Raw genomic sequence first — 24,925 nt, 5'->3', positions numbered from 1 at the left:
AAGGACAACGACTGTGATTCAGAGTCGGCCGGAGGCCGAGCGGCTCGTACTGCAGACGGTAAGCGACGTCCTCGAAGTCGCCGACGTCTCTCTCGATGACGACTTCTTCGCTATCGGCGGCGAGTCGACCGATGCAATCAGGGTCCTCGTGCGCCTTCAACGTCTGACCGGAACCCGGCTCAAGGTGGACGAATTCTTCGCCGCACCAACGCCGAGCACTTTGGTGGATCTGGTGTGGAAGTCGCTTCATGCGTGATCCAGCTGCCGCCGAGGCTCTCGATGGGAGAAGCCCGTGCTCCTCGATGTGATCAAGCAAAGATGTGTTCAGTCGGGCGCGGAGGAGCTGGTTCGCGTCTGGCCGACAGGTGAGCGGCTTGGCGGCACCGCCTTCCTGGCCGAGGTCGAGGCGCTGCGGGACCAGCTGGGGGCCCTAGGTCTCGGGAAGGCCGACCGCATCGGGTTGAGTCTGCCCATCGGCCCGGATCTGCTGGTCGCCATCGTGGCAACGTGGTCGCTGGGAGCCTCGTTCGTGCCCGTCGACCCGCGAGAAGCCACCAGGCGCCTGGAATCGATCATCGAGGAAAGCCGCCTGGGTGCCGTGCTCACGTCGCACAGGCGCCCGGACATCGCGGCAGCGGGCACCCTCGCGCTCGTCCTCAGTCACGGTCAGATCGTGGCTGCCGATGGGGAACTGCCGTCACAGCGCGCAGGTCGGCCGGCGGAAGAGGCGTACGTGATCTTCACGTCCGGATCGACCGGGGCGCCCAAGGGCGTAAGCGTGGGGCACGCCTCGATCACTGCCTACCTCGACACGATCCGTGATCTTTACCGCGTCCCCGACCAGGGGCTGCTGATTCCCAGTCAGCTTCCGCCGACCTTCGACGCGGCACTGACCACGCTGCTCCTGCCTCTCGTTACCGGCAACACCTCGGTGCTGATCCAGAACCCGTCGGCTGCCACCTCCGCGCTTGCCTCGATGCTCGCCGATGTTGACGAGCCGGTGCTGATCAAGACTACCCCGAGCCAGCTACGGGTGTTGGGCACGATGCTGAGTGACACCGACATCTCCCGTCTCGCGGACCGGGGCGCAACCATCATCGTCGGCGGCGAGGCCCTGGACTTCGCAGACACCGCCCGGCTTCACCATCCCGGCATCACGGTCTTCAACGAATACGGTCCCACCGAGACCACTGTCGGGTGCAGCGCCCACCGGCTCGAGCTCGGTAGCCCGCCCACCGGTCCGGTGCCGATCGGAAGGCCATTCCCCGGCACGACGTTTCGGCTTGACCGTTCCGACGACCATCCCGCAGGCGAGGGCGAAATCGTCATCGCCGGACCGGGTGTGGCCCTCGGATACCTCGGTGACGCGACGGCTGGCAGGTTCGGCACCGACGACCGGGGCCGGATCTACCGGTCCGGAGACCTTGCCCGGATCGACAGCGACGGCCGTTACCACTTTCTGGGCCGACGAGACGACCAGGTGAAGGTGAACGGCTATCGGGTCGAGCTCGGCGAGGTCGACGCCGCCTTGAGGGTCGCCTGTGGTGGCCCTGCCGTCGCCGTCTTCTCCTCTGGAATGATCGTCGCGGTCGCCGAACATCGTCTCGATCTCGACCTGGCGACTGCCGCCGCACGAATGCAGGCTCTGCTTCCCGCACACATGCAGCCCACCGCCTTCCGTGTGGTGTCCGAGCTCCCGCTCACCTCACACGGGAAGGTCGACCGGGCGCAGGCGTTCCGGCAGTCGGCCCCCCTGGACGGCATGCGGCGGGCCGACGACTTCGGGACGCGCATAGCGGAGCAATGGCAGTCCATGCTCAACCTGGTCGAGGTGGACGACGACACCAACTTCTTCGAGGCCGGTGCCCACTCGATCACCGCCCTTACGATGGTGGGTCACGTGGCCGCCGACCTACAGGCCGACGTCCCGTTCTCCCTGATCTTCGACCATCCTCGGTTCGCTGACTTCGTCACCGCGGTGCGGGCCATCGCCAACGACGACAATCCCGGTCAGCTGGCCCCGTTGAGCGGCGCAGCGCGGGACACGACCAGGACTCCCTCCGCCACTCAGCTGGCTCTTCTCGGCGCCGAAAGCTGGGCTGTCGACCCTGCGGAGTTCACCGTGGTCACCGCCGCTCGCGTGGCCGTGCCTGACTGGCGCGCCCTTGAGCGGGCCGTGGCGGCCACGCTCAAGAGACACGACGTGCTCGGCTGGCGGTTCTCGCTCGATGATCGATACCAGATCACCGCTGCTGCCGTCGGCGCCGACACCGTCCCTGTCGAGTCAGTGGACCTGCGGAACCTGTCGCCTGAGGACGCCAGCGGGCGCATCACCGCCACTCTCAACGAATGCCGTCGTCGCCCGATCAACCTCCTGGCCGGCGACCCGCCCGCCAGAATGGTGCTCACGCGCACTCGCGGCACCGACGGACGCGATCACGGCGTGATTGCCCTCATCGCTCACCACGCCGTCGTCGACGAACCGTCGGTCGCGCTGCTCTGGTCGGAGGTGATCTCCAGGCTGCGCGGCGAGCACCCCACGCCCGACCCTGACCAGCGCTACCGCCGCTGGGCTGAGGCCAGCGTCCTGCCGGAATCCCGGCGTGCGGCTCGCGATCTTGCCGCAGACCTGGTCAAGGAGTTGGCGGCCGGTCCCCTGGGTCACCTGGACACCGCGGTCGCGGCCGAAAAGGAAGGCGTACGAAGGCTGGAAACGGCCTTCAGCGCGGACCTGTCCGGGCGTGTCGCCGAGGCCGCGAGGCGGCTCCAACTCCCCACGACCGCCCTCGCCGGTGCCGCCGCGGCGTCCGCGTTGGCAGGCTCGATGACCGAGCACCGGTTCCCGGTGTTCCTCCCGGTCACCCGCCGACGTTCGCCAGATGAATTTGCCACCGTCGGCTGCTTTCTCGCGGCGGTTCCGATCGCTGTGCAGCCGCCGGCCCCCGAGCACATATCGGCCGGCTGGCTCCATGCCTGGCGCCGGACTCTCGTCGACGCCATCACGTTCGCCGCTGCCGACGGCGCGGAGGTCGGTCCCCTGCTCCAGCGTTCATCTCCCGAATGGGCGACGGCACCCCGGGTCGCTCTGATGATCGAGACGCCGTTCACCGTCGAGAGGCCGGACCTGTCCTGGGTGGCGCTGCCGGCGCCACCAAGTCCGCCGAAGTACGACCTGACGGTGTTCGTGACCGTCACCGGAGGGCGTCCGGCCGGTGGCCGGATCGAGTGGCGTGCCGGTGCGTTCGACGCCGACCGGGGCAGGGCCCTGCTCGATGCGCTGAACTCGGCCCTCCAACACATCGTCGGTATCACACTCGATGCCTCCGCAGCCGGCTCACCTGTGAGGCAGGCAGCTGGTCAGGTGCCCACCGGACAATTCCCCGACGACGACACCGAACAATCACCCACCCGCACGATCCCCACCAGCTGAAAGGGCACACCATGACCACGACCGCTGACCGTTCCCTGGACCGCAAACAGTTCCCGCGGGTCGCGGCCTTCCTGGACGCCTACGCCGAAGGCCCCGGCCAGAACGACGACTCCGTTGCGTTCGACCTACGCCACACGATCGACCGTGCCGCGGTGACCACGGCGCCGTTCGAAGTTGCCACCATCGACGAGTTCCTCCCGCCGGAGTTGTACAACGCCGTCCTGGACGAGTGGCACACCTACGACATCAAGCCGGTCAACCTTCCGGGCTCCAAGTACGTCGGGTCGCGGCAGGGAACCCGACTGATGAACTGGACTCGTGATGAGCCCGGCACCAGCACGGCCACGTGGGGCAAGCTGGCCGACGTGCTCCGTTCGGCGTCGTTCACCAGCGCTCTGTTCACCAGGTTCGCTCCGACCGTCGAGGCGAACCTGTCGCACCCCGATGTCGCCGACGCCGCCACGGCGGGCTTCATGATGTGGGCCAACCAGGACCACGGAGCTGACGAGGCCCTGGGCGCCCACATCGACGGACTGCACAAGCTGCTGACCATAGTGCTGTACCTCGACCTGCAGGGGCCTACCACGCCTGACTCGAACCGGCTGTGGGGCACCACGCTCTACGACATCGAACCCGACTCGCTCAAGACGGTGGACTTCTCCCCGAACGCCGCCCACCGGCCGGCTGGCGTCGTCGAATTCCGCCCCAACCGGGCGTTCGTCATGCCCAACAGCAGCAACGCGTTGCACGGAGTGGCCGGCGGCCAGGAGGGCGTGACCCGCCGCTCCCTGATGTGGGGCTACTGGTTCTTCGGCGACCGCTGAGGCCCTCCAACCGCTACCCCTCCCCATCGCCATCCGGCCGCTGCGCCCGTTCCTTCAGGGAAGAGTTATCCATGACACGCATCCTTGGCTACAACCTCAGCCACGACAGCAGCATCTGCCTGATCGAGGACGGCCAGATCCGCGCGGCATCCGCGCTGGAGCGCGTTTCACGAGTCAAGCGTGGGGTCGTACCGGTGCACGCCTACCCGGCGGCGATGGCGGCGCTCACCCGTGACGTCCTGGGCGATGCCGGCCTCGTCCCCGACCAGATCGACCACTGGATCGTCACTTCGACGGAGTCCTGTGACCAGGACGACGAGGATCGCCTCGCAGACAGCCTCGGGCTACTGGTGCCCGCCGACCGCAGGCTCAGCCTGCCGCACCCCGGCCACCACCTGGCACACGCCTCGGCGGCGTTCTACACCTCGGGTTTCGACGAGGCCTCCGCCCTGGTGATCGACGCCTATGGCTCTCGGACCGGCGAGGGCCGGGAGCAGGAAACCGGCTTTTTGTTCCGACTCGGCGACACGCCGCGCCGGGTACTGAGCGCGGTTCGTCCGACGTCGCGTATCGCCGGGCGGCTGCAGCCCGACGGCACCCTCTCCGTCCCGGCGAAGCTGAGCGGTGTCGGCGAGATCTACCGGGTCGTGACCCTTGCCCTCGGCTTCTTCGAGAGCGGCACCTACGACGACGCCGGTAAGACGATGGGGCTGGCTCCCTACGGACGCCGGCTCTCGGCTGAGAACCTGTTCATCACTGCCGGCCCTGACGGGTTGTCGTTCGACCGGGCCGCCGATTCCCTCATCGAGCTCGGTCTGGCGACCGCCGACGGCGACGCCCTGCGGCTGCTGCCACGGGGGCGCAGGGAGCCTCTCGGGCAGTTCCATCGGGACCTGGCGGCGCAGCTACAGCTCGAATTCGAGGACGCCTGCCTTCACCTGGTGGAAGAACTGATCGGCCGGACCCGGGTACGCTCGCTTGTCCTGGGGGGAGGGTGCTTCCTTAATTCCGTGTTCAACGCCCGCCTGCTCCGAGAGTCGGTGGTCGAACGGCTGTCGGTGTTCCCTGCCGCGACCGACGACGGCAACGCCGTCGGCGCCGCGCTCTACGCCCACCACGTCCTGCTCGGCGGCAAGGTGCCGTCCCCCGCGGAACGCAAGCTGCGGCACGTGTATCTCGGCCCGTCCCGCGTCGCCGGCCGTGACGTGCCGGCCTTGGCGAGCAAGATGGGACTGACCGCGGTGCAGCACGAGTCGGACCGGGTCGCCTCCAGGGCGGCGGCGTCGGCCATCGCCGAGGGACAGATCATTGGCTGGTTCTCGGATCGCGGCGAACTCGGGCCACGAGCTCTCGGTGCCCGGTCCATCCTGTGTCACCCCGGCATCTCCGGTATGAAGGACAAACTCAATGCCAGGGTGAAGTTCCGGGAGGCGTTCCGCCCGTTCGCCGCTGCGGTTCTGTCGGAACAGGCCGCCAAGTGGTTTGAGATCGCCAACGCCGACAGCCCTTTCATGCTGCAGGTCTGGCCCGTCGCCGAAGCGGCACGCCAGCAGGTGGCCGAAATCGTTCACGTGGACGGCACCTGCAGGATCCAGACCGTCGACCGCGACCTTCCCGGCTCATTCCGGGTCCTGCTGGAAGAGCTCGACGCGATCACCGGCATTCCGGTCGTGCTCAATACCTCCTTCAACCTGCGCGGTATGCCTATCGTTGAGCATGTCGAGGAGGCTCTCGACTGCCTCTACGGCTCTCGCATGGACCGCTTGTTCATCGGCAGCGTCGAGGTTGAGGCCCCTGACCTCACCCGACTGCGGCCCGTAGCCCTGACGGGCACCGGTGCCGACGCAGACGACTTCCGTGCGGCCTGGCACGAGCAGGCGGACGGACAGCGCACCGTTCGGGACATCGCCGCCGCCGTCGGGATGGACCCGGAGGCACTCGTGGACGAGGTCCTCAACCTACGGCGGCTCGGCCGGATGCGTTGGGAAGGCGTACCCCAGCTCCAGGCACCCCGCTATCCACTTCCGCAGTACGAGCCGCAGGCGGCCGGACGATGACCGGCGTGTCCGCTACTCGGGCCGTGCCGATCATCGAGTCCTGGCGGAAGGCAGCCGAGCTGTATCCAACCCGACCCGCGCTTCTCGCGCGGTCCTGGTCGGCCACCTACGCTGAGGTCAGCGATGCCGCGACCGCGGTGCATGATGAGCTTCGCGGGGCGAACGTCCGCCCCGGTGACTCGGTGATCGTGAACCTTCGGCGCGGCCCGCTGTGGCTGCCTGCGCTGCTCGCCGTCTGGCGGGCCGGCGCGGTGGCGGTCCCGGTGCGCGACGAAACGGCCGACGCCGTCGAGTCCGTGGCCGGCCGCACGGCAGCGGCGCTGGTCCTCGGTGACGGCGCTACCGCTGTGCCTGGCTGGCCCCGCGGGTTCGATGTGAAACCGCTGCGACGATCGGGCGCCGCGGTGACGGCGACACCCTCCCACGCCTACGCCATGCCCACCTCCGGTTCGACCGGACGGCCGCGGTACGCATTGGTCAGCCACTCGACCATGGCAGCGGTGCTGACCGGGTTGCGTCGGGCGATCCCGGTCGCCGAGGGGGAGCGGGCGCTGCACACCGCCAGCTTCAGCTTTTCCTCGAGCATCCGGCAACTGTTCCTGCCGCTGCTGAGTGGTGCCTCGGTGACGGTCCTCGAGCCCTCCGGGCGGTTCGATCCCCATCGGCTGCTGGAGACGGTCGCTGAGCAGAGGATCACCTCGCTTGACCTGACACCCAGCCAGCTCACTGCCGTTTCCCGGTGGTTGGAGTCGACCGGCGCTCCGGCGCCCACCGAACTCCGGCGGTTGCTGGTGGCCAGTGAACCCTTCACCCCTGCGGCGCTCCGCCGATGGCGGCAGGCCGTCGGCACCGACCACACCGTCTTCCACCTGTACGGCCAGACCGAACTCGGCGGCGCGGTGAGCGCGTTGAGGATCCCGGATCAGTGGACGGACGATGGCACGGGCCGCTTGCCCCTGGCGCCGCCATTCGCGCCGTTCACCGCCCTGTTCGACAACCGCCCGGAGGGCCCTGGGGAACTGCTGGTCTGCGGCCTGGCCGAACAGGATGGCTATCTCACCGAAAAAGGGCTCGACCGGTCCCGGTACCTCGCCGTGGCCGGCGATCGGACCGCGATGCGCACCGGGGACCTTTTCTCGCAGTCGGCGGACGGCACCATGGCCTACCAGGGTCGTGCCGACCATGAGGTGAAGATCCTCGGCAACCGCGTCGACATGATCACCCTCGAACAGGCCATGGCGGCCGTGCCCGGCGTGGCCCAGGCCGCAGTCCTGGCGGCCCCCGACCCTGCCGGCCACCAGCTGCGAATCGCCTACACCACAACCGGCGACGCCGACCCGGTCGAGCGGATCGGCGACGTCCTGGCCGAACAGCTCGGTCGGACCGCGCCGATCCCCACGCCCGTCCGCCTGCCAACGCTGCCGCTCACGACCTCCGGCAAGGTCGACCGCGCTGCTCTGCTCGACCTGCTGGGCGAACGAGACACGGCCGACGAGGAGGCGGGTGACGACGAGGCGGCGGCCCTGTGGCGACGGTTCACCCACCCGGGTTCCAGCGAACTGGACGAGGGCAAGGACTTCTTCGCCGCCGGTGGGCACAGCCTGTCGATGCTGGAGTTGTTGGCCGAACTCAAGCGTCACCACGGGGTTCGGGTCCTGCCGCAGCAGTTCCAGAAGGACCCGACGCTGTCCGCCCTACGGGGCTGGGTCAAGCGACAGACCGGGACCTCGACGATGCCGCCCACTACGCCGAGCGGGGCAGCATCCGCCGGCACGCAGGAGCCGGCCGGTGACGTGGATGCCAGCGCCCTGCAGCGTCAGGTGTGGTTGGCGGAGCAACTGACCAGTCAGACACCGTCACCGTTCTGGATCGCCTTCGATCTCGACGTTCCCGGTGACCTGGACCTGCAACGGCTCAACCGCGCCGTGCAACTCGTCGCCGCCCGCTTCGATGTTCTGCGAGCCGGCTTTCACCGTCGTGGCGACAGCCTTGTCATTGTCCCTGAGTTGGTCCCGGCCGACCGGTTCACGGTCCACCGAGACGGCAGCGCAGACGAGCCCCTCGCCGCCGGCCACCTGACCGGGATGACCGCGGGTGGGCCGCTGTTGCAGGTGGGCGCCGTCGCGGGCGCGAACGGCACGACCATCGGGCTGCGGATCCACCACGCAGTCGTCGACCGCACCGCGACCCAGATCCTGCTGGGCGCACTTGCCGATGCCTACCAGGACCCCGGTGGCTTCGCCGACCGGCCCCCGGCGCCGTCATTCCTGGCATGGGTACGACACCACGCGTCGGTGGTGCGGGCCGACAAAGAGGCGGCCGCCGCCTACTGGGACCGGACGCTGCCGCCGCGTGCGGCGCGGACCGCTCTCGGCACGCCTCTCATCGAACGTCTCACCGTTCAGGTGCCACGTCGACCGGCCCCGCACCCGGGGACGACGCCGCACGCCATGTGGCTGTGGGCGTACCAGAGGGCGCTGGCAGCGCACCAGATACCTCAGCCGCATCTGATCGGCGTCGATGTCGACCTGCGAACTCACGACAGTCAGGATCTGGTGGGGCCGTGCGTGCACACTTTCCCGGCCGTCCTGGACGGAAGTGCCCTGGATGCCGAGAACGGTCCGGGGGCGGCCATGTCCGCCATCGCCGCGCTGCTGACGCACCGGATGGTGCCCATCAACGAGGTCGTGGCCCCCGCCCGGCGGCCCACCGGCGATCCGAGGCAGCCGTTCTTCCGGAACAACCTGGTCTACCAGAACCGCCCTTATCCCGACCTTTCCTTCGGCGACGGTCCTGCCCGCTACCGCCGTTTTCCCACCGGCATCGCCGGGAACACCACGAGCCTGTACGTCCGGGAGTCAGAGCTGGGCACCAACGTGGAGCTCGCCTGGGACTCGCGGATCGTCCCCGAGCAGATAGCCCGCGACGTCCTGACGGACGCTGTCGACATCCTCGGGTTGTGGGAGACTCCCCTGCCATGACCGCGTATCTCGACGTGCTAGCCCGAAAATATCGCCTTGACGAACTCGGCATGGCCACCGTCGCGGCGCCGCCGTTGCTGCTGACCGCCCCTCCGCAGGCCGACCCCACCATCCAGTTGGAACAAGCGCGGGCCATCCGCGACGCCGTCGCCGACCGCGGGGCCCTTCTCCTGCGCGGCCGGCCGCCGGCTGGACCGACCGGAGCCGCCACGACCGCCGATCAGCTCTTCCCTGGCGAAACGGTCATGGACACCGGGGAGCACCCCGAAGTCGAGGACAGGGAGGCGCTGTACCGGCCGGTGCCCTTCGCCCCGGAGCAGACCCTGCTGTGGCACCACGAGAACAGCTTCAACGCGGTCTTCCCCCACGTTCTGATGTTCGTGTGCCAGATCCCGGCCAGCAGCGGAGGCGGCACCACCATCGTCGACTCCCGGCTCGTGTACCAGGACATGCCGGCCACCGACACCGCTGCGCTGGCCGCACACGGCGTGCGGTACACCAGGCTCAGCGCCCCGCATGCCGGCCGAACCTGGCAGCAGCTCTACGGGACGGACGATCCAGCTGTCGCTCGATCAAGGGCGGCAGAAGCCGACGAAACGCTCAGTATCGACGGAGATCGAGCGACGATCGTCGCGGAGCGGCCGGCGTTCCTACCCTCCGCACACGGGCTGGTCTGGTTCAACCAGTTGCTGCACTGGCACCCGGCCGCGCTCCCGGAAGACCTGAGCCGGCTGGTACGCACGGGAGTCGTGCCGACCTTCCGGAACTGCCAGTACGGCAATGGCGACGACATCGACGACGAGGTCGTCAGACGGCTCCTGGACGCGTACCGGGATCGTGAGTTCGTGGTGGACTGGCAGGCCGGCGACATTCTGCTGGTCGACAACACCGTGTTCGCCCACGGTCGTCGGCCCTTCCGAGGGCCACGTGAGCACTTCGTGCGAATGCTCGGACGCCGTAGTCAGCCCACCGGGCTGCTGCGGCACGAGCCGGGATGACCGCGTACACCTCCCGGACGGGGCGGCTCGTCGTCCTTCCGACGCCCCCTCCCCGCCGAAAGGCCCACGACAACCCGGTCTCCGATGTGTCCGGTCTGCCGACCGGGACCGGACGGCCGGCGGCGCCCCTCGTCAACCGGCAACCCCCTCGACGCCGACCGCATAGGCCTCACAGGTAAATCCAAGCGCAAGGAGAAAGTGCATCATGGCGCCGCTCGGACCGATCAGCCCTTCAGGCCGCAGCCCGCTGCTGCAATGGGCGGCGAAGCAGACCGATGTCATTCGCCAGCACCTGCGCGATGACGGCGTCCTCTGGCTGCGCAGCCCGCTGGACGACGACACAGGTGTGGTCGAGAAACTTCTGACAGTCCTCGGTGCCGAACTCATGGACGAGGTGTTCTTCTCCACGCCTCGTTCCGCAGTGGGCGGCAAGACCTTCACGGCCACCGAATACCCCAGTGATCAACGGATCCCGCTGCACAGCGAAATGTCCTACCTCACGCGGTACCCTCGGCTGCTCTGCTTCCAGGCGCGCACCTGCCCACCGATCGGCGGACAGACGACGGTCGGCGATCTGGATGCGATCTCCGTGGACCTGCGTGACGTGACCGCCGAGTTCCTTGAGCGGGGGGTCAGGTATGTGCGCGTGTTCCAGCCCGGGGTCGACATCCCCATCGAGATCGCTTTCGGCACGGCAGACCTCGACGAGATCGCCGTAATCGCGGCCGGTCATGGCATGGAACTCGAGGTCGGGCCCGAGGGGCCGCCTCGCCTTTCGCATGTAGCGCAAGGGGCCCTGCGTGACGAGGCCACGGGCGACCCGGTGTGGTTCAACCAGCTCTCCATCCACCATCCTGCCCGGCTGCCGGCGACGACGCTGCAAGCGCTCACCGACATCTACGGCGCCGACGGGTTGCCGCGGCAGATGACCTTCGGCGACGGTGGTCCCATTCCGCAGAGCACGGTTGAGCACGTGCAGGACGTCCTGCGCCGGCACACCCAGCTGATCGAGTGGGAGCCGGGAGACGTTGTGCTGATCGACAACCTCCGGTACATGCACGGTCGAGAGCCGTACTCCGGCGCACGGACCATCCATGTCGCCATGGGGATGCCGGAGAGCGGAACCGCCCGTCAGCCCCTGTTCGCCGAGACGACGCGCACCCGTGGCTGACTCTCTTCACGGCGGCTCCGCCGGCATCAGCGGAGGGTCGCGGGCGCCGCGGCGTAACCTTCACGTCAATCTCTTTCTTGCCGGGACCGGCCACCACGAGGGTTCCTGGCGCCATCCGTTGGCCGACTCGGTCGGCGCGGCCTCTGCCGATCACTACATTGCCTTGGCCGTCGCTGCGGAGAAGGCATGCCTCGACTCCATCTTCATCGCTGACGGGCTCTGCTGCGCCATTGATGTCGAGCACTCCATGCCCCGCAACTTCGAGCCGATCAGTCTGCTCGGGGCCATCGCCACGCACACCCGAACCATCGGCCTGATCGGCACCATGTCGACCACCTTCAACGAACCGTTCAACGCTGCTCGGCAGTTCTCCTCTCTCGACCATCTCAGCAACGGTCGCGCCGGGTGGAACATCGTGACCACCGCCGAGCACCGGGCGGCTCGGAACTTCGGACTTCCGCGCATGCCCTCCCATGAGGAGAGGTACGGGCGAGCCGCCGAGTTCCTGGAGGTCGCGAAGGAGTTGTGGGACAGCTGGGACGACCGCGCCGTCCTCAACGACGTGCCGGCTGGCCGGTATGCCGACAGTGAACTGATCCGACCGGTCAAGTTCCAGGGGGAGCGTTTTCGGGTCGCCGGGCCGCTGAACATCGCTCGTAGTCCGCAGGGTTATCCGGTGATCGTGCAGGCCGGCACCTCAGAGATCGGTCAGGCGTTCGCTGCGGCCCACGCCGAGGTGGTCTTCTCGGTGACCTACACGTTGGCGGAGGCGCAGGAGTTCTACCGGTCGTTTAAAGGCAAGGTAGCCGCTGCCGGGCGCGATCCCAGCCTGGTGAAGGTGTTGCCGGGAATCGTGCCGATCATCGGAGACACCGAGGCGTCGGCCAAGAAGCGCGCCGACGAACTCAACGACCTCATCGTGACGGCGCGAGCCATCGCCGCGCTCGAGGAGCGGATCGGTTTCAGCCTTGCCGGCTATTCCCTCGACGAGCCGCTACCTCCGCTGCCGCCGGTCGACGAGTTCCCCGGCCAGCGGGGGAGATACCGGGTCATCAAGGAACTGGCGGAGCGAGAGAAGCTCAGCATACGGAAGATCATCGGCAGGCTCGGCGGCGGCCGGGGACACCACACCGTTATCGGATCTCCCGAGCAGATCGCCGATCAGATGGAGCAGTGGTTCCTCTCAGAGGCTGCCGACGGCTTCACCGTCCTGCCGCCGTTGCTTCCGGAGGGGCTCGAACTGTTCGCCGGTCACGTCGTGCCCGAACTGCGCCGGCGCGGCCTAATGCGTGAGGGTTACGAGGGTCACACTATGCGCGACCACTACGGGCTGCCGCGCCCCAGCGGCAGGGCGGGATAGGCTCCCCATTCGCGTTGGCGACATTTCATGATCTTGAAGATTGGTGGGCCCCCTTCCGGTGAGGTGGACTTTTCGAAAGTCTCGCCTCGCACGGGAGGGGGGACTGGCCCCCTGGCGCCGCCCTGCCCGGCAGAAGTATACCGACAGGCATCAATGCTGCGTCAGGGAATGCTCACCACGCCCAGTCGTATACGTCGGGGAGGTTGTGAGGCGAGTGCCCGTCGTTGAATTAGCCGAACAGGCGCCGGCCACAAGCTCCGTGGCGCCCACCGGAGAAATCAAGTTTACGTCTTGCTTGGCGATGGCCGGGTTTCTGGGGCTCGCCGTCTTTCCCTTCCTGCGCCGCTCCAGGCCGCGCTGTATAGCGGCAACAATCCGGTTCCATTGCCACTCGCAGCAGGGGCCTGACGGCGGTCCAGCCAAGCGCTCTCGCCAAGTCTTCATGTTGGTACAGTTCAAACTTTCAGCTCGCCGGGACTCGTGTCTGCCCTCGCTGGCGCCAACGTCGTGTCATTTGAGCGGCAGCATGGACCGGTAATGTCGCGGCGGCAGGTTGAGCTGCGACGTACACAGCGGCGGCAAGAGAACCCGCACAAAAGGTCGCACCCGCCGATGCGGCTCTGGCGTGCCGACGCGACGCAAGGGTCAACACCAGCCCGTCGAGCAAAGCAACGCCATCGTTGGGCGTCTACCCTGTAGGCAGCCATCGCCGCATCATGGTCAGCCAACCGTCCTCGCTCGATGCGGCTGCTTCCGATCCGAGGTCGGGAATATCATCGTCCACAACTCAGATGAACATCTCCGGCTGGAACGCTTACGGCATCAACAGGTTCGCACATGCCGCACTCGCGATCGACCTCGAGCAACCCTCCCCATTGATATCGGTCTGCGGCGGCCGATACGCTGCCTTCTCGTAGCTGGTGCAAGCTGCGTCATCACAGAAGGTGAAGCGAGGATCACATGCGCGAACATGCTGAGTTCCGACGGATGGTGAAGCGAGTTCAAAGCGAGTGCCGACGGGAGAAACTCGATCTGTCCCCGTCAGCCGTCGAGGAACTTGTGGCTGACCTAGTCAGTGGATTAGTCGGAAGCCTCGGAGTTAGGGAGGACGCTATCCTGCGTTCGCACTTAGCTGCGGTCGATGTTTCGGCGCTGGTCCGTGCGATAGAATACGCCGGCGAGCTGCAAAAGCCAGAGGCTCGCGCTGCGTTGCCCGTCGTTTTCGCGCTCGAAGACATCGGACGGCTCGTGGCATCGCTCGCTCAGGCTATTCGCTGCGTCACCATCCGCTGCGTTAGCCTCGAGAGCAAGGTGCTTCCCGGCGACGACGGCGAAAAGTGGGAAGCGATCGATGTGCTCGCGGCGGCGAGCGACGGCTTGATTCGAATCGGCGAGGCGCTCGAAAAGACTCAGCTGCCGTCACAGCTCGACGCGGTTGCTCTTAACGTAGAGAGCCTAATGTTTGCAAAACAGGCCTTGGCTAGGAGCGCGGACAAGCTGCACAGCAATACATGGACGTATGGCCGCGGGCAGCGGTTCGACAACGATCTAGTTTCTCGTATGTTGGAAGACCTTGAGAAGCTCGCGGAGCAGGAACGAGATGTGCTGTCCAGGGAGATTAATCGAGATTGTCCGACGACACGATCTGATGTCATAGGTAGGTGAAGGCCTCCGGTTGTAGAGCTGTCTAGGAACCGCTCCGGCAACAGGATGCCTTCGTGTCCCACGCTACGCTGCGTTGATCCTCGCGCACGCCTGCGGCTGGCGCGTATGATCGTGGATGAAAGTTGGTCGGTCGCCCGAGCAACCGAACGCTATGACGTGTCCTGGCCGACCGCGAACCGCCGAGCGCAGCGATACCGGCAGCAGGGTGCCGAGGGCATGCAGAACCGTTCGTCGCAGCCGCACTGCAGCCCGGCCGGGAACCCGCGTCCGCTGGTACGCAAGATCGTGCACCTGCGGTGGAAACAACGCCTCGAACCCGTGCAGATCGGCGGGCGCCTGGACATGCCGGCCTCGACCGTGCACGCGTCGCTGACCCGTTGCCGACTCCACCGGCTGTCACACATCGACCGGGTAACCGGGGAACCGATCCGCCGCTACGAACACCCGCATCCAGGCGCGATGCTGCACGTGGATGCCACCAAGTACGGCAACATCCCTGGCGGCGGTGGGTGGCGTTTCGTCGGCCGCCAGCAAGGCGGGCGCAGCCGCCAGGCCACGGCACGGCGGACCGGGGCACGTGACGGCGTCAACCTCAGATGGGCACAGCGTTCGCGCACGCCGTCGTCGATGACCACTCCCGGGTCGCGTACGCCGAGATCCGTGCCGCCACGGCTATCGAGCCGTTACGCAACGCCGCGGCCGGTTCGCCGCCGGCGGCGTCACGGTCGAACGCGTCCTGTCCGACAACGGCTCGGCCTACAAGTCGTATGCCTGACGTGATGCCTGCACGGAGTTTGGGATCACGCCGAAGAAGACCTGCCCATACCGGCCCCAGGTCAGGCAACATTGGCGTCAAGTCGCTGGCCGGCGACTCGAACCCCCACCGGCGGCCGTACGTCTGTCGTTTGAGCATCTGGATCCGGTTGAGGTGCCCTTCGAAGGGGCCGGAGTTCCAGGATCTGGAGTGTCCGGCGGTGACGGCGGCGAGGTCTTGGCGTAGGCCACGGGCGAAGCTGCGGATGGTTGCGGGTTCGATTCCGTCAGGCGGCTCTGTGCAGAGCGCAGGTCATCGATCGCCGTTTCCCGCGGTCGGTCGCGCCGCGGTCCGTGGTGTCAGTCCGCCGGTAGTCCGCGTCCCGCGCCGTGACCGCCTTGTCGAGCCGGTTGGCGGTCGCGTTGAGGTCGTCACCGGACGGGCCCGCGTAGACGTCCAACGTCACCGATGCATAGGCGTGCTCGAGCGACGCAGCAGGGCATTAGGTGATTCGTTGTAGCTGCCTACGAGCGGGTACCCACTTCATCTGTTCGACCGTGTTCGGGTCTGTGAACGCGAGGACGGACTCGTCAAGGCGGCGCCATACGAGCCGGCCGTCGAAGTTCTCCTCCGCTTCGCCGGCCACCAGCAGCAGATCGCGGGGTTCAACTTGAAGCCGGACTTCGGCGAGAACGTCGCCGTCCAAGTCGATAGACATCCTTCGGACCAGGCCCGTGGGCAGCTCTGGCAGGGCGCGGCGTCGATAACCATGGCTGACGTGATCGCCGTCAGACCCGGCGCTCAGCTCGATCCTCAATCCGAACAGGTCATCGTGTTGGTATGTGGCGATGGTGACGGTGTCGCCGGTGTCGGTCCGTGCGTACAGAGCCCACAGATGTAGGCAGGGTACGTCCTGATCGGCGAACTCGGGTGTCGGCCCATCGCCGCCCCGCACCGCCATCTCCACGCCACTCCAGGACTGGATGACCTGATCCTTCAACGCCAAGAACTCGTCGATCTGGGTTCGCATCCGTCCGCTGGCCACCGTTGCAGTCTCCCCCTCGTGCCTACTGTCTGGTCTGACAGGGCTTCGTGGGCGGTGACCTCTTCGGCGTGCCCGAAGAGGTCACCGACCAACTAGGCTTGGGATAGCCTCAAGGTCTTGTCGATCCTCATCGGCGGTGGGGCAATGGTTCGTGTGGCCCCTCGGACACAAACGATAACCCCACGGTGTGCGCTGAGATCGACTTCAGCGCGCACCGTTTGCGTTTCCGGCTGCAGTTCAGTCGGAGTCCGAGTCGTCGGTAGACCTCGGCTTTGTCGGCTGGCTCGGCGCTACGGAGCACGGTGGTGATGCCGCCGAGCGCGGTCACCAGGGTTGTGATCTTTCCTTGGCTCATCCGGCGCGGGGTGGTGCGCGCGATGGTGCGTAGATCGGTTTCCGCGCGGGCGCGTTCGGCTTGGGTCTGCGCGATCCAGGCGGTGACCACTGCCGGGTCGGCGCCGGCGTCGAGGGCGGCGCGGTAGCGCTCCAGTTTGGCGTCGCACTCGGTGATGATTGCTTGGGCTGTGGTGCTCGTTGTGGGCGGATGGTTGAGGCGCGAGCTACTCCGTTTCGGGCCTGCGTTACCTGCCCCGGCAGGATGGCGGCTCCGGCGCGGCCAACGGGCGCATCGGCCGGTACGAGGTGTACGTCAGCACCGACGGCACCAACTGGGGAACGGCCGTGGCCACCGGCACGTTCGCCAACGACGCGAGCCAGAAGGACGTCCGGTTCACCGCGAGGACCGGGCAGTACTTGCGGCTGCGTGCCGTGAGTGAGGTCGCCGGCAACCCGTGGACGTCGGCCGCGGAGATCTACGCCCTCAACTGAGGCTCGTCCGTGCGTTCCTGGGGGAGCGACCGCACGGGACGGTAAGGCATGGGGTGGCCCGCCACGGAGCGGGCACCCCATGCCGTTACAAGCCGGCTGCGCTCCGGTGCCAGACGAAAGACGCATACGAACACCAGGTATCGGTCCGCTGAACAGGGATGACACGGTGCACTCCCGAAGAGCCGACGACTTCCGGAGTCAGTCTTCACCGAGCGGCGGCACAGGTCGGATCCTTGATCTGGCAGGGATCGGGTTCACGACTGCCTCGGGTGACCGACGGCTCCCACGCTGAAATTTGTGGAAGATGTCGATGACGCCCGTGAGCTCGTTGAGCAGCGGATGCCCGCCACGGGGTCCGAGGAGGCTGGCCCTCGACGCCTTGCCGGGCGAGCCCGGCGCCCACGCCCCGCCTTCATGATCGAAGAGCTTGTCCCGGCCACGAGCCGCGGGCGGCGCTTCAGGTGGAGGTGCGTTCCCGCCAGGCCCGCAAGCGGTCACGCAGCCAGTGGTAGCTGGCCTTGGGCGTACGGGATCCGGTGCCGTAGTCGACGTGGGCCAGACCGAAGCGGGGCCCGTACCCGCGGGCCCACTCGAAGTTGTCGATGAGCGACCAGTAGAAGTACCCCCGCAGATCGAGCCGGTCGTCGACGGCGGCCGCACGGGCCGCCGCCGCCAGGTGCCCGGCCACGAACGAGATCCGTTCCGGGTCCGGCTCGGGTCCGTCCCGCAGGTCGGCGCAGCCGTTCTCCGTCACGTACACGGCAGGCAGGCCCGGGTAACGGTCCGCGAGCCCGGTCAGGGTGTCGAACAGCCCTTGCGGCTCCACCGGCCATCCCAGGTCGGTGGTGGGCAACCCGTCCGGCCGTAGCTGCCGGACCCCGATGTCGAACGCGCTGCGCAGCGCCGGGTCGGGCTGCTCGTACGGGGCGTCGGCGACGTGCACCCGGTAGTAGTAGTTGACACCGAGGAAGTCCAGCGGCGTGGAGATCACCGCCAGGTCACCGTCCCGGCGGAACGACAGATCGCTCACCCCGGCGTAGAGCCGCTCGAACCCGGGCGGGTACGCGCCGCCCAGCACCGGATCCGTGAACTGCCGGTTGAGCATGAGATCCTGCCGATCCGCCGCCGCCCGGTCGGCCTCGGTATCGCTGGCCGGCACGGCGGGGGAGAGGTTGAGCGTGATGCCGACGCGCGACCGCGGGCCGGCGGCGGACCGGACTGCGGCGACCGCCCTGCCGTGCCCGAGCAGCAGGTGGTGGGCGGCGGCCAGGGCACCATGTCCTTCGGTGGTGCCGGGAGCGTGCCGGCCCTCCGCGTAGCCGACCATCGACGAGCAGTACGGCTCGTTCAGCGTGATCCAGTCCTGGACCCGGTCACCGAGGACGCCCGCCACCACGGCGGCGTACTCGGCGAACCACTCGGCCGTGTCCCGCACCCGCCAGCCACCCTCGTCCTCGAGCGCCTGGGGCAGATCCCAGTGGTACAGCGTGACGAACGGCCGGATGCCGTGCCCGCACAGGGCGTCGACGAGCCGGTCGTAGTAGTCGAGGCCCCGCCGGTTCACCGCGCCCCGCCCGGTCGGCATGACCCGTGGCCAGGCGACCGAGAAACGGTAGGCGTCCACGCCGAGACCGGCCAGCAGGTCCACGTCCTCCCGCCAGCGGTGGTAGCTGTCACAGGCCACCGAGCCGGAGGTGCCGTCGTCGACGGCACCGGGGCGGCGGCAGAAGGTGTCCCAGATCGACGGCCCGCGGCCGTCCTCGTCGACCGCCCCCTCGATCTGGTACGCCGCGGTGGCCGCGCCCCAGCTGAAGCCGGCCGGCAGGTCCGGCAGGTCCGGCAGCTCGGGCAGGTCCGGCCGGGTTGCGGCCGTGGCGGCACCTTCGGATGTGGTGGTCACCCCTTCACCGCCCCCTGCATGATGCCGTCGACGAGATGCCGGCCGAGGAGCATGAAGACGACGAGGATCGGCAGCGTGGCGAGCAACGTGCCGGTCAGCGTCAGGGTGTAGTCGGTGGTGTAGCCGCTGGCCAGTGCGGAGAGCGCCACCTGCACGGTCGCGTTGTCCTGCAGCACGACCAGCGGCCAGAAGAAGTCGTTCCACGCCTGCATGAAGGTGAACAGCCCGAGCACCGCCGCGGCGGGGCGGGCCGCCGGCAGGACGATGTGCCAGTACAGGCCGAATGTGCTGGACCCGTCGACGCGGCCGGCCTCCAGCAGTTCGTCGGGTACGGCGCGGCCGAGGTACTGGGTCATGAAGAAGACGCCGAACGCGGTTACCAGCCCGGGCACGATCACGGCGGTGAGGCGCCCGGTCCAGCCGAGGTCGGCCATCAGGATGTACAGCGGGATGATGCCGAGCTGGTGCGGCACCATCGAGGTCGCGATGGCCACGACGAGAAGCGCCTTTCGGCCTCGGAACCGCAGTTTGGCGAAGGCGAACCCGGCCAGGGTCGAGAAGAACACCACGGAGACGGTGATCGAGCCGCTGACGATGAAGGAGTTCACCAGGGCTCGGCCGAAGTCGGTCGTGTCGAACACGCGCGCGATGTTGTCGAAGAGGTGCCCGCCGGGCACCAGGGCCGGCGGCACCTTCGTGACGGCGTCGCTGGTCTGCGAGGACACGACGATGGACCAGTAGAGCGGGAAGACCGACCCGGCCACGACCGCCAGCAGGGCGCCGTAGCTCCAGACCGAGGCCTTGCGTGGGTACCCGAAGCTCCGGCGCCGGTGGGACCGGCGTTGCGGCGGCGAGGGTGTGGTGCCGGTCTGTACGGGGTCCGCGAGGGTGGTCACGGCGTTCTCCTCAGTCCTCGTCCTTGGCGATGCGCCGGGTGAGCAGGAAGTTGATGATCGCGAAGATGGCGATGACCAGACAGAGCGTCCAGGCGACCGCCGAGGCGTAGCCGAAGCGGAACTCCCGGAACCCCTGCTCGTACATGAACAGGGCGACGGTCTGGAACTGCCGGTCGGAGCCGCCGGTGGGCGTCTGGGAGCTGGCGAACAGCATGGGTTCGGCCATGATCTGCAGGCCGCCGATCGTCGAGATCACCGTGGTGAAGATGATCGTCGGCCGCAGCATCGGGACGGTGATCCGCCTGAACTGCTGAGCCTGCGACGCGCCGTCGAGGTCGGCGGCCTCGTACAGGTGGTGCGGGATCGCCTGCATCGAGGCGAGGTAGATGAGGGCGTTGTAGCCGGTCCACCGCCAGGCGACGATGAACGAGATGGCCAGGTGGGAGCTCCAGGTGTTGGCCTGCCAGTCGATCGGGCCGATGCCGACGAGGCCGAGCGCCCAGTTGACCATGCCGAAGTCGCGGCCGAAGAGCTGGGTGAAGACGATCGTCACCGCCACGATCGAGGTGACGTTGGGCAGCAGCACGCCCATCCGTAGCGCGGTGCGGGCCCGCAGCCGGTGGTTGAGCAGGTGGGCGATCCAGAGCGCGGCGAGCAGTTGCGGCACGGTGGACAGCACCCAGATGCTGAGTGTGTTGCCCAGGGCGTTCCAGAAGTACGCGTCCTGCAGCATCTCGCGGTAGTTCGCGAGGCCGACCCAGCGGTGCGACCCGGAGTCGAGCAGGTCCCAGTCGTTGAACGAGACGTACGCCGTGTACAGCAGCGGGAACAGCCCGAACGCGCCGAACAGCAGGAAGAACGGCAGGATGTAGAGGTAGGGCGAGCCCTTGGTGTCGAGCCGGCTCAGGCCCGCCCGCCGGGCCTGGTGGAGGTAGGTGGCCATCGTCGATCCTTCGTCGCCGGGCGCCGCCGGCGGTCAGGGGTGACCGCCGGCGGCGCGGGTCGAGTTACTTGGCGAGGCGCTCGACGTCGCTGACCATCTGGGTCCAGGACTCGTCGGACCTTTGCTTGCCCTGTTCGATGCGGACGAGGGCGTCGCGGATGGTGGTCTGCACGTCTCCGGCTCGCGGGCCCTGGTACTGGGGCTTGAGTTGCTTCGCCGCGGTGGTGAAGAGCTGGCCCACCGGGGCGTTGTTGAAGAAGGCGTCCTTGTACTGGGCAATGTCGGGCTTGTCGTACAGAGCCGGGATGGACGGCAGGTTGCCCCGCGCGGTGAACACCTTGGCCTGCTGTTCCGGGGCGGTCAGCCACGCCGCGAGCTTCTTGGCCTCCTCGATGTGCTTGCCCTGCTTGGGAACGGTGAGGTACGAGCCGCCCCAGTTGCCGCCGCCGCCCGGGACGCTCGCCACGTCCCACTTGCCGGCGGCGTGCTTCGCCTGGTCCTTGATCTTGGTCATCATCCAGGCCGGACACGCGATGGTGGCGAACTGGTCCTTCGCGAAGCCGTTGTTCCACTCCTGCGAGCTGCCGATCAGCTTGGCCGACAGGTTGCTCTGGATCGCCTTCACCGTCAGGTCCCAGGCCTTTCGGACATCGGGGTTGGTGCTCACGACGATGGCGTTGTCCTCGTTGTAGTACCCGACCGGGGCCTGGCCGATGATGGCGTTGAACAGTTGGCCTCCGCCATCGAAGAAGGCGCTGCCGGCCGGGGCCTTCGCCGCGTACCGCTTGCCGAACTCGATGTACTGGTCCCAGCCGCTGCCCCAGGCGGCCGACACCTGGTCGCGGTCGAACGGCATGCCGGCCTTCTCGAACAGGTCACGCCGGTAGCAGATGGCCAGGCCGCCGACGTCGGTGCCGTAGCCGACCTGCTTGCCGTCCTTGGCCAGCGACGCCGCCCACTTCCAGTCGAGGTACTCGGACTGGCGGTCCTTGCCCAGGTCGACGAAGAGGTTGCCCCGCTCGCGCATCTGCGCGATGAAGCCCGTGTCGACGCCCTCGATGTCGCCCGCGCCGGAGCCGGTGGCCAGGTGGGTGATCAGGTCGCGATGATGGTCGTTGTAGGCGGACGTGCGCTCCTGGATCGTGATGTTCGGGTGCGACTTCTGGTACTCGGCGTACAGGTCCTGGTACCCGAAGTTGCCGAACAGGTTGACGTTCAGGGTGACCTTTTCGCCGCCGCCGCCGGAGCCTCCCTCAGTGTCGGTGGCACACGCGGTCAGCAGTACTCCGGCGGCCAGGGTGGCCGCCGCCAGTCGCAAAAGTCGGTTTGGGTGCATGCCAGGGAACCCTTTCGTGCGATGTAACCGGTTACCTGAAACCGGTTACATTGTCGGCGTAGCGATGGTGGTGGGGGTGGGTGGAGTTAGATGAAGATCGGATGCCGGCCGAGTTGCGGGCGGCCGCCGACGAGCGCCTTTCCTGAGAAGTGTGAACGGGTTCGGCTAGGGGGTGTCAAGCTACGAAACGGTAACGGTCGATGCGGCTTGACCGGCGGACATCGCTGGCGCTACGGTCGTGAAACCGGTTACAGAGAAGGCACCACATTGACCACTATCAGGGAGTTGGCGCGCCGCTCCGGCGTGTCCGTCGCCACCGTGTCCCGCGTCTTCAACACCCCCGAGGTCGTCAGCCAGCACACCCGCCAGCGCATCCTCGACCTGGCCGCCGAGATCGGCTACCTGCCGAACGGCTCGGCCCGGACGCTCGCCACGAAGAAATCCAACATGGTGGGCCTGGTGTGGGACACCGACCATCGCCGCCCTGGCTGGCGCCACCCATTCCTGCAGGAGATCCTCGTCGCGCTCAAGACGGCGCTCAGCGCGCACGGGCTGAACCTGCTCATGCTCGCCGGCCACGACGCGGCGGGGCCCGACGACGGGCAGCGATACGTGCGCGCCGTCCGCCAGCACAACCTCGACGGCGCGGTCATCATCGACAACGGCACCCGGGACCCGGCCGTGCTCGCCCTCGTCGAAGCCCAGGTGCCGTGCGTCGCTCTCGACCTGCGGGTCGACGGCCCGACGTCGACCTACATCACCTCGGACAATGCCGGCGGCGCGGCGCTCGCCGTGCGCCACCTCGTCGAACGCGGCCACCGGCGCATCGCCACCATCACCGGCCCGCTGCGAACCTGGCCGGGAGCCGAACGGCTCGTCGGCTTCCGGGCCGCGCTCGCCGGGGCCGGCCTGCCGCTCGCCGACGGCCACGTCGTCGAGGCAGACTTCTATCTCGACGGCGGTCACGCCGCGATGGACCGGCTGCTCGCGCTCGACGACCGCCCTACCGCAGTGTTCGTCGCCGGTGACGAGATGGCTGTCGGCGCGATGCGGGCGGCCCAGGCGGCCGGCCTACGGATCCCCGACGACATTGCGATTGTCGGCTTCGACGACATCGAGGTGGCCGCGCTGATCCCGCCCGGGCTCAGCACCGTCGCCCAGAACAAGCCCGGCTTCGGCACGGCCGCCGCCGAGGCGCTGGTCGCCATGCTGCACGGCGGTGACGACCCGCCCAAGCCGACCGTGTTGCCGACGACGCTCGTCGTCCGCGGCACCACCTGACCCGAACCGCGCGACGTCGGCGCCGTCCCGCTCTGGATCGTGCTGCTGCTCGCGGTCGCTGTTGCCGGAGCCGCTGTCACCGACCCCGCAACCGGGCCTGCCTCGAGCGTCACACCCGTGCCTGGGCGAGGTCGCGGCCGGCGGCGGCTCGAATGATCCGGGGCCAGGTCCATGCGGCGCGCAGGGCGAAGGCCAGAGGAGCGGGTCCCACAGTCCGAAGTCTTGATGGCGGCCATCGGGCGATGGAGCGACGGGGTCTCGTCGGCTGGGAACGACAGCCGCTCACCTCGAGCTCTCGCCCGACATGCGACCGGGGCGGTGGCGTGCCGCGCACAGGGACCTGAGCGAGAATGGGCCAGTTCGAACTCTGCGCAACCCTGAAAGGACCCCTCCCTTGGCCGGTGGACTCGTAGCCCTGCTGGACGACGTGGCGGTGCTGGCCCGAGCCGCTGCCGCGTCGATCGATGACATCGGGGCGGCCGCCGCGAAGGCCGGCGCCAAGGCTGCGGGCGTCGTCGTCGACGATGCTGCCGTCACGCCGCAGTACGTACGGAGCCTGGCGGCCGAGCGTGAGTTGCCGATCATCAAGCGCATTGCCCTGGGGTCGCTGCGCAACAAGTTCTTCATCATCCTGCCAGCAGTGCTGCTGCTCAGTCAGTTCTTGCCCTGGCTGCTCACTCCGATCCTCATGCTCGGCGGCGCCTACCTCTGTTACGAAGGCGCGGAGAAGGTGTGGGCCAAGATCGCCCATCACGATGCCCACGGCGCGGGCGAGGAAAAGGTGCAGGACGAGACGACACTGGTGTCCGGGGCGGTACGAACCGACCTGATCCTCTCGGCGGAGATCATGGTCATCGCCCTCAACGAGGTGATCGATGAGGCGTTCTGGTCCCGCCTGGTGATCCTGGCTGTCGTCGCCGTCGTCATAACCGTTCTGGTGTACGGCGTGGTGGCCCTGATCGTGAAGATGGACGACGCCGGGCTGCGCCTGTCGCAACGTTCCGGCGCCGTCGCCACGTTCGGCCGCGGTCTGGTGAGGGCGATGCCGGTAGTCCTCACCGTGCTGACGGTAGTCGGCACCGCGGCGATGCTGTGGGTGGGCGGGCACATCCTGCTGCTGGGCACGAACGAGCTCAACCTGCACTTCCTGTACGAGGCCGTGCACCACGTGGAGGTCGCCGCCCACGACGCCACGGGTGTTCTCGGCGGGCTCGTCGGCTGGCTCGTCAACACGGTGGCCAGCGCGATCCTCGGGCTGATCGTCGGAGCGCTGGTCGTGCTGGTCATGACCCTCACGCTCCACCGCCGCGAATCCAAGGCTGCGACTGCGGCGGCGGCCACGACTCGTACCGACGCCACCGTCCTCGCGCAGCCGAGCCGTGCAGCTCAACGTCGCGACGCTCCTGTGGACCGAGCGCCGCGCGGTTGACCGCGAAATCATCGCTACCCGACCACG

17 protein-coding genes and 1 pseudogene are annotated in these 24,925 nt (G+C 67.8%); 13 read left to right on the top strand and 5 right to left on the bottom strand.

The annotated features are described in order from the left end of the window. The first annotated feature begins 13 nt into the window (after positions 1–13). From O7546_RS18230 to O7546_RS18185, 10 genes and pseudogenes are all read left to right on the top strand, one after another. Positions 14–256 (top strand): phosphopantetheine-binding protein, encoded by a 243-nt coding sequence (locus tag O7546_RS18230; protein WP_281599659.1) that lies wholly within the window; start codon positions 14–16, stop codon positions 254–256. 36 nt (positions 257–292) lie between these two features. Beyond that, positions 293–3,430, top strand: coding sequence for an AMP-binding protein (locus tag O7546_RS18225; RefSeq protein WP_281599657.1), 3,138 nt, complete (start codon positions 293–295; stop codon positions 3,428–3,430). Between the two features lie 11 nt (positions 3,431–3,441). Then, complete coding sequence (locus O7546_RS18220) at positions 3,442–4,254, top strand: hypothetical protein (protein ID WP_281599655.1); 813 nt, start codon at positions 3,442–3,444, stop codon at positions 4,252–4,254. Positions 4,255–4,325: 71 nt separating this feature from the next. Continuing rightward, positions 4,326–6,311, top strand: a complete 1,986-nt coding sequence (locus tag O7546_RS18215; RefSeq protein WP_281599653.1) for a carbamoyltransferase C-terminal domain-containing protein — start codon at positions 4,326–4,328, stop codon at positions 6,309–6,311. A 23-nt stretch (positions 6,312–6,334) separates the two neighbouring features. Continuing rightward, positions 6,335–9,292 (top strand): AMP-binding protein, encoded by a 2,958-nt coding sequence (locus O7546_RS18210; RefSeq protein WP_281599651.1) that lies wholly within the window; start codon positions 6,335–6,337, stop codon positions 9,290–9,292. Further along, positions 9,289–10,290, top strand: a complete 1,002-nt coding sequence (locus tag O7546_RS18205; RefSeq protein ID WP_281599648.1) for a TauD/TfdA family dioxygenase — start codon at positions 9,289–9,291, stop codon at positions 10,288–10,290. The genes O7546_RS18210 and O7546_RS18205 overlap by 4 nt, the downstream gene beginning before the upstream one ends. Before the next feature lie 205 nt (positions 10,291–10,495). Next, the gene (locus O7546_RS18200) at positions 10,496–11,461 is read left to right on the top strand and encodes a TauD/TfdA family dioxygenase (protein WP_281599646.1); all 966 of its coding nucleotides are present in this window, start codon (positions 10,496–10,498) and stop codon (positions 11,459–11,461) included. Next, complete coding sequence (locus tag O7546_RS18195; protein WP_281599644.1) at positions 11,454–12,821, top strand: LLM class flavin-dependent oxidoreductase; 1,368 nt, start codon at positions 11,454–11,456, stop codon at positions 12,819–12,821. Before O7546_RS18200 ends, O7546_RS18195 begins: the two co-directional genes overlap by 8 nt. 960 nt (positions 12,822–13,781) lie before the next feature. After that, positions 13,782–14,486, top strand: a complete 705-nt coding sequence (locus O7546_RS18190; RefSeq protein ID WP_281599641.1) for a hypothetical protein — start codon at positions 13,782–13,784, stop codon at positions 14,484–14,486. 45 nt (positions 14,487–14,531) lie between these two features. Further along, positions 14,532–15,321, top strand: a pseudogene (locus O7546_RS18185) (DDE-type integrase/transposase/recombinase); the annotation flags it as partial. Between the two features lie 421 nt (positions 15,322–15,742). Here O7546_RS18185 and O7546_RS18180 read toward each other — a convergent pair. Then, entirely contained in the window at positions 15,743–16,285 is a 543-nt protein-coding gene (locus tag O7546_RS18180; RefSeq protein WP_281599639.1) for a hypothetical protein, read from the bottom strand. A gap of 576 nt (positions 16,286–16,861) precedes the next feature. Between O7546_RS18180 and O7546_RS18175 the strand changes: the two genes are divergently transcribed. Further along, complete coding sequence (locus O7546_RS18175) at positions 16,862–17,113, top strand: discoidin domain-containing protein (protein WP_348651256.1); 252 nt, start codon at positions 16,862–16,864, stop codon at positions 17,111–17,113. Positions 17,114–17,570: 457 nt separating this feature from the next. Here O7546_RS18175 and O7546_RS18170 read toward each other — a convergent pair whose 3' ends face one another. The 4 genes from O7546_RS18170 to O7546_RS18155 form a co-directional block, all read right to left on the bottom strand. Beyond that, positions 17,571–18,965, bottom strand: coding sequence for a GH1 family beta-glucosidase (locus O7546_RS18170; RefSeq protein WP_281601164.1), 1,395 nt, complete (start codon positions 18,963–18,965; stop codon positions 17,571–17,573). Between the two features lie 44 nt (positions 18,966–19,009). Further along, positions 19,010–19,789 carry a carbohydrate ABC transporter permease gene (locus tag O7546_RS18165; RefSeq protein ID WP_197494872.1) on the bottom strand — a complete coding sequence of 260 codons (780 nt, stop codon included), beginning with the start codon at positions 19,787–19,789 and terminating at the stop codon, positions 19,010–19,012. A 130-nt stretch (positions 19,790–19,919) separates the two neighbouring features. Beyond that, positions 19,920–20,852 carry a sugar ABC transporter permease gene (locus tag O7546_RS18160; protein WP_281599637.1) on the bottom strand — a complete coding sequence of 311 codons (933 nt, stop codon included), beginning with the start codon at positions 20,850–20,852 and terminating at the stop codon, positions 19,920–19,922. A gap of 64 nt (positions 20,853–20,916) precedes the next feature. Beyond that, a complete protein-coding gene (locus O7546_RS18155; protein ID WP_281599635.1) occupies positions 20,917–22,188 on the bottom strand; it encodes an ABC transporter substrate-binding protein in 1,272 nt (423 codons plus the stop codon). 285 nt (positions 22,189–22,473) lie between these two features. Here O7546_RS18155 and O7546_RS18150 point away from each other — a divergent pair, with 285 nt between their 5' ends. Then, entirely contained in the window at positions 22,474–23,469 is a 996-nt protein-coding gene (locus O7546_RS18150) for a LacI family DNA-binding transcriptional regulator (RefSeq protein ID WP_281599633.1), read from the top strand. 394 nt (positions 23,470–23,863) lie between these two features. After that, complete coding sequence (locus O7546_RS18145; protein ID WP_281599631.1) at positions 23,864–24,898, top strand: DUF808 domain-containing protein; 1,035 nt, start codon at positions 23,864–23,866, stop codon at positions 24,896–24,898. Positions 24,899–24,925: the final 27 nt, after the last annotated feature.

Source organism: Micromonospora sp. WMMA1976 (assembly GCF_027497335.1).
Classification (GTDB): domain Bacteria; phylum Actinomycetota; class Actinomycetes; order Mycobacteriales; family Micromonosporaceae; genus Micromonospora; species Micromonospora aurantiaca.
This window is presented reverse-complemented; position numbering and strand designations above follow the sequence as displayed.